The following is a 6,423-nucleotide window of genomic DNA, read 5'->3' as shown; positions in this document are numbered from 1 at the left end:
CTTGACGCAGCCGACGAGGTGAAGCCGGTTGGCCAGCCAGAGCCAAGGCCGCCTCTCGCCACACGACCACTGAAATTGTCCGTCACTGCGATCGAGGACTGGTTGCGCGATCCCTACACGATCTATGCCAAGCATATCCTCAAGCTGGAGGCGCTCGATCCGGTCGACATGCCGCTGTCGGCGGCCGATCGCGGCTCGGCGATTCACGATGCGCTCGGTGATTTCACCAAGAACTTCGCCAGGGATTTGCCTGCCGATCCCGTCCGTGTGCTGCGCGAGATCGGTCGAAAATATTTCGCGCCGCTGATGGAGCGCCCCGAGGCGCGCGCGCTATGGTGGCCGCGCTTTCAGCGCATCATCCGGTGGTTTTCCGAATGGGAAACGGCGCGGCGCGGCGGCATTGCGGCGATCGACGCCGAGATCAAAGGCGAAATCCCGATCCATCTCGACAATGGGCGCACCTTTTATCTCTCCGCGCGCGCGGACCGTATCGAGCGCCATACCGACGGCCGCTTCGTCATCCTCGATTACAAGACGGGTCAGCCGCCCACCGGCAAACAGGTGCGGATGGGATTGTCGCCGCAACTGACGCTGGAGGCCGCGATCCTGCGCGAGGGCGGATTCGAGGGCATCGATGCGGGCTCATCCGTCAGCGAACTCGCCTATGTGCGCATCAGCGGCAACAATCCGCCGGGCGAACACACGGCGCTGAAACTGAGAATCAAGAACGAGACGCCGCAGACGCCCGACGAGGCGGCCGATTACGCGCGGGCACAGCTCGAGGCGCTGATCCGAAAATTCGAGAGCGAGACCGAACCTTACCGTTCGTTGAACCTGCCGATGTGGACCAACCGCTATGGCAGCTATGACGATCTCGCGCGGATCAAGGAATGGTCGGCGGCCGGCGGGTTGGGGCTTCCGGAATGGTGAAAGCAATACGCCCCATTCCTCCCGCGGTCCGCGACAAGCAGGCCAGCGCATCGAACCCGACCGCGTCGTCGTTCGTCTCGGCAAACGCCGGCTCCGGCAAAACCCACGTGCTGGTGCAGCGCGTGATTCGGTTGCTGCTCACTGGCGTCGCGCCGGAAAAGATCCTCTGCATCACCTTCACCAAGGCAGCGGCCGCCAACATGGCGGAGCGCGTGTTCGCCACGCTTGGTCACTGGGTGACGCTCGACGATGCCGAACTCGACAACGCGATCCGCGACACCGGCGTTCCCAATCCCAACGCGAAGCTGCGAAAGCTCGCGCGCGAACTGTTTGCGAAGGCGCTGGAAACGCCGGGCGGGCTGAAGGTACAAACCATTCACGCACTGTGTACACGGCTTTTGCAGCAATTCCCGTTCGAGGCCAACGTGCCGGCGCGCTTCGCCGTGCTCGACGAGCGCGACCAGGCCGACATGATGGAGCGCGCCAACCTCAGGGTATTTCTGGAAGCCTCGAACGCGCCTGACAGCGTCCTCGGCCGCGCGCTTCAGACCGCGATGGCGAACGCCGCCGACGTGACTTTCAAGGATGTCGTTCGCGAGGCCTGCCTGAGCCGCGACCATTTCATGGCCTGGACCGATACTGCCGGCAGCGCGGAGATCGCCGCCGCAGAAATGTCGGCCGTGCTTGGCGTAAGCACCAACGACAGCCTCGACGACGTCGAGCGCGATATCGTCGACGGCCCTTATCTCCCCCGCGTCCGCTGGCGTGAGATTGCCGGTGCACTCGACGGCGGCAGCAAGTCGGACCAGAACCAGGGCGAGCAATTGCGCGCTTCCCTGGGCTTTACTGGCAGCACACAGGTCGATGAATATCTCTGCATCTTTCTCACCGACAACAAATCGCCGCGCGCGGCCGTCCTGACCAGGGCATTCGTCCGCGACAATCCCTCGGTCGCCCGCTTGTTCGACGCGGAGATTTTGCGCCTCGCGCCCCTGATCGAAAAACGCCGCGCCGTCATTACTCGCGACCGCACCGAGGCCTTGCTGCATATTGCAATGGCGGCGGCGGCGAACTACCGGCGCGAAAAGCAAGAGCGGGGCCTGCTCGATTATGACGATCTGATCGACAAGACGCTTGCCATGCTGAGCAAGGTGTCGGCGGGCTGGGTGCATTACAAACTCGATCGCGGCGTCGATCACATCCTGATCGACGAGGCGCAAGACACCAGCCCGCGGCAATGGGACATCGTCGAACACATTATTTCCGAATTTGCCGCAGGCCACGGCGCGCGCGATGGCGTCACGCGCACCATGTTTGCGGTCGGCGACGAAAAGCAATCGATCTTCTCGTTCCAGGGCGCAGCGCCGCTCGAATTCGCCGAGCGGCGGGCACGCTTCGGTTCACGCTTCAAAGCCGCCGAACTCGACTTCGAGTCGATCTCCTTCACCTATTCGTTCCGCTCGGGCGCTGGCGTGCTGCGGGCGGTGGAAAGCGCCTTCCAGTCGCCCGACGTCTATCGCAGCATTACCACCGATCAAGACGGCATGCCGACGCACGAGGCGCTCGACGACGCCGGCCCCAGCCTGATCGAGCTATGGCCGCTGGCGCAGGCCGACGACCGTGAGGACATCGAAGGCTGGCGCGCGCCGTTCGACGGCGTTTCGGTAGCGAGCCCCGAGGTGAAGCTTTCAAGACGTATTCAAGCCGAGATCAAGCGGCTGGTCACAAGCGGCACCATGACTGGCCCCAAAGGCGAGCGAAGGCCGTTGCGTTATGGCGATGTGCTGGTGCTGGTCCGTCGCCGCGGCAATATTTTCGACGCGGTTATTCAGGCGCTGAAGCATGCGAGTGTCCCGGTCGCCGGCGCCGACCGGCTGAAACTGACCGAACACATCGCCATCATCGACCTGATGAATCTCGCCGATGCACTGCTGTTGCCGCTGGACGATCTTGCACTCGCGGTCGCGCTGAAAAGCCCGCTGTTCGGACTTGATGAAGACGACCTGTTTAAGCTCGCCTGGGATCGCAAGGGATCGCTGCGAGAGGCGTTGTCAAAACAGGCCGCGACAAAGGCGTCGTTTCAGGAGGCGCTAGGGCGGCTGCAAGAATGCGAGCGCCGCTTTACGCAAACGCCGTTTGCGTTCTACGCCTGGCTGCTCGGCGGCGACGGCGGCAGGCAACGCATCCTGCGGCGGCTCGGCAGCGAAGCCAACGATGCGCTCGACGAATTCCTCGAACTCGCGCTGAATTACGAGCGCAAGGCACCCGCTTCGTTGCAGGGATTCATGGCCTGGCTGCGCTCGGCCGACACCGAGGTGAAGCGCGACATGGAAATCTCGCGCGATGAAGTCCGCGTCATGACTGTGCATGGCGCCAAGGGGCTGGAAGCGTCGGTCGTCATCATGGTCGACACCACGTCGTCGCCATCGGATACGCAGCGGTTGCGGCTGATCCAGGTGCCACGCGGCAATGGCGGAGAGGTCACGGTCTGGGCCGGCAAGAAGGCCGACGATCCCTCAGCCGTCGCGGCGGCGAGAACCGCCATGCTTAATGATACCGAGGACGAGTATCGCCGGCTGCTTTATGTGGCGATGACGCGCACTGCCGACCGGCTGATCGTCGCGGGCATCAAGCCCGGCAACATGAACAGCGTCCGCAAGCACTCCTGGTACGATCTGGTCGACAAGGGCCTCGCAGCCTCCGGTCTGCACGAAGAGATCGTCGAAACCGACGACGGCAAGATCAAACGCTACATGCGGCCGGAAGACAGCACTCAGGCAGGCGGCGCCGTTCCGGAAGCAACCGGCGCGCAACTCGTTTTACCCGCTTGGCTACGAACATCGCTGCCGGCACCGACGACGACCTCGGACCTGCTGCGTCCGTCCGACCCAAGCGAAGCGCGGCGCGTCAGATCCGGCGAATCGGTGGGGCAGCGAACGCAGGCTTTGCGACGCGGCACGCTGGTGCACCGTTTGCTGCAATCCCTGCCCGACGTCGCGGCCGAGCGGCGGCGCGATGCGGCGCTGAATTTTCTCCGCCGCAATGCCGGCGACTGGACGGATGGCGACCGCGATACACTCACGACAAAAGTGCTTGGCTTGGTCTCCGATCAACCGTTCGCGGCCGTATTCGCTGACGGCAGCCGTGCCGAGGTTCCGATCGTGGGCCGGCTTGAGCGGCTGGGCGGCGCATCGGTGCTGGTCTCCGGGCAGATCGATCGTCTGGTGGTGACCGAAACGGAAGCGCTCATCGTCGATTTCAAGACCAACCTGAGCCCGCCGGGTTTGGCGAGCGAGGCACCCGCGGCCTATGTTCGGCAGCTGGCGCTTTATCGTGCGCTACTGCAGAAACTTTATCCCCAACGCGCCATCCGGGCGGCACTGCTTTGGACCGAAATACCTGAATTAATGGAGATTTTGGCTCCCGCACTGGACGCCGAACTGGCATCCATCACGGCTGGGACATCAAAGCTTGACCCGGCCACGACGCGTTCATAGTTTGGATTGCATGATCAAGGCTGCGATTCCTTTTTAGGCGCCGCACCGTCCCGAACTGAACGAGGTAATACAATGGCCGTTGGCAAGGTTTCCGATACCGATTTCGAGGCCGAAGTGCTCAAGGCGCAAGGCCCGGTCGTGGTCGATTTCTGGGCCGAATGGTGCGGCCCGTGCCGCATGATTGCTCCCGCGTTGGACGAGATCGCCGGCGCGATGGGCGACAAGGTCAAGATCGTCAAGCTGAACGTCGACGAGAGCCCGAAGACCGCATCGAAATACGGCGTGATGTCGATCCCGACGCTGATGATCTTCAAGGGCGGCGAGATGGCTTCCCGTCAGGTCGGCGCTGCGCCGAAGGCAAAACTCCAGCAGTGGATCACCGCTGCGGTTTAACTTTCTTCGACAACGAGATTACTTCTGACGGCCGGCGCAAGCCGGCCGTTTGCGTTGGCGGTGGCAGCTATGTTGGCGGCGTGCCGTTGGCCGACAGCACGTGGCCGGCGAGATAGAGCGATCCCGTGATCAGAACCCGCGGTGGCACTTCATAGGCGAGCTTTGCGATCGTGCGCAGCGCAGCCTCGACGCTGGCCGCACTTTCCACGCGCATGCCAAGCGCACGCGCGGCGTCCATCAGGCGATCGAGCGGCATCGTTCCTTCGCGACCCGGTATGGTGACCGCGATGACGTGACGGGTGAGGCCGGCGAAATTCGCCAGAAAGCTCGCGGCATCCTTGTTCGCCATCATGCCGGCAATGACGACCAGCGGCCGCGAAACCCGTTCCTCCAGGTCACCTAGCGCGGCCGCCGCAACGCGGCCGCCTTCGGCATTGTGACCGCCATCGAGCCAGATTTCGCCGCCGGCCGGCCCCTGATCGACCAGCGGACCCGATCCCAGCCGCTGCATCCGCGCCGGCCATTCGGCGTTGACGATGCCGGCCTCGTACGCAGATGTCTCGATTCTGAAAGCATCAGTCGCGCGTAGCGCCGCAATGGCAAGACCGGCATTATCGAATTGATGGCGGCCGAAAAGTCGTGGCGCCGCCAGATCCATCAAGCCGCGATCGTCCTGATAGACCAGGCGACCATGCTCGACTCCGATATGCCACCCCTCGCCCGCGACATGCAGCGGTGCTCGCATCCGCCGCGCCTGCTGTTCGATCACGGTCATCGCATCGGGTGCCTGTTCGGCGGAAATCACCGGCACGCCGCGCTTGATGATTCCGGCCTTCTCGGTTGCGATCGATTGCAGCGAGGTCCCCAGAAATTCGCTGTGATCGATGCTGACGGGCGAGATCACGCTGGCAATCGGCGTCTCGATCACATTGGTCGAATCCAGCCTCCCGCCCAGGCCAACCTCGAGCAGCACCGCATCAGCGGGATGCCGTGCGAACAAGTCAAACGCCGCGGCGGTTTCGATCTCGAAAAGAGTGATCGGCTCGCCGGCATTGGCGGTTTCGCAACGCTCAAGCGTGGCGGCCAATTCCTCGTCGTCAACGAGGAGGCCGCCACCGTGGCGACCGAGCCGATAGCACTCATTGAGCCTCACCAGATAGGGCGAGGTGAAGACGTGGACGCGATATCCTGCGGCCTCCAGAATCGCACGCAAATAGGCGATCGTCGAGCCCTTGCCGTTGGTGCCGGCGACGTGGATGACCGGCGGCAGCTTGCGTTCGGGATGATCGAGCCGTTGCAGCAGGCGCTGCATGCGCTCCAGACCAAGATCGATGCGCGCCGGATGCAAGGTAGACAGCCGGGCGATCAGCTCGCCGAGCTTTGGCGGCTTGGAAGGAGGATCGTTCACGTTCACGCGGGAGGCACAGCCGGCGCCATCTCCGCGGCCGAGGGGATCGTGGCTGGCATCGTGACCTGTGCCGCGGGTTTCGTTGCGGTATCGAGCGCCGGCGATCTGGTCAACAGACGGCAAAGCCGCGCCAAGGTTGCGCGCAGTTCGTGGCGATGCACGACCATATCGACCATGCCGTGGTCCTTGAGATAT

At 63.4% G+C, this 6,423-nt stretch carries 4 protein-coding genes and 1 pseudogene; 3 read left to right on the top strand and 2 right to left on the bottom strand.

Going from position 1 to position 6,423, the window contains the following annotated elements:
• The 3 genes from WB528_RS24655 to trxA all read left to right on the top strand — a co-directional run.
• The coding region (locus WB528_RS24655) for a PD-(D/E)XK nuclease family protein (protein ID WP_423891613.1) at positions 1–930 on the top strand (930 nt) is incomplete at its 5' end.
• Positions 924–4,427, top strand: a complete 3,504-nt coding sequence (addA, locus tag WB528_RS24650) for a double-strand break repair helicase AddA (RefSeq protein WP_423891611.1) — start codon at positions 924–926, stop codon at positions 4,425–4,427. The genes WB528_RS24655 and addA, both read left to right, overlap by 7 nt.
• Positions 4,428–4,499: 72 nt before the next feature.
• Entirely contained in the window at positions 4,500–4,820 is a 321-nt protein-coding gene (gene trxA / locus WB528_RS24645; protein WP_298107188.1) for a thioredoxin, read from the top strand.
• Between the two features lie 67 nt (positions 4,821–4,887).
• On the opposite strand, the gene WB528_RS24640 is transcribed toward trxA, so the two are convergent.
• Together WB528_RS24640 and WB528_RS24635 are read right to left on the bottom strand one after the other, a co-directional pair.
• Positions 4,888–6,228 carry a bifunctional folylpolyglutamate synthase/dihydrofolate synthase gene (locus WB528_RS24640; RefSeq protein WP_423891609.1) on the bottom strand — a complete coding sequence of 447 codons (1,341 nt, stop codon included), beginning with the start codon at positions 6,226–6,228 and terminating at the stop codon, positions 4,888–4,890.
• A 2-nt stretch (positions 6,229–6,230) separates the two neighbouring features.
• Positions 6,231–6,423 (bottom strand): annotated as a pseudogene (locus tag WB528_RS24635) (acetyl-CoA carboxylase carboxyl transferase subunit beta); the annotation flags it as partial.

It is taken from the genome of Bradyrhizobium sp., from assembly GCF_049586575.1.
Taxonomy (GTDB): domain Bacteria; phylum Pseudomonadota; class Alphaproteobacteria; order Rhizobiales; family Xanthobacteraceae; genus Bradyrhizobium.
The sequence above is the reverse complement of the archived record's forward strand: the minus strand, read 5'-3'. Positions and strand labels throughout refer to the sequence as shown.

Bases quoted from the DNA above. Each gene is read 5' to 3' on its own strand.
- addA (WP_423891611.1), top strand. From the start codon at position 924: ATGGTGAAAGCAATACGCCCCATTCCTCCCGCGGTCCGCGACAAGCAG.
- trxA (WP_298107188.1), top strand. From the start codon at position 4,500: ATGGCCGTTGGCAAGGTTTCCGATACCGATTTCGAGGCCGAAGTGCTC.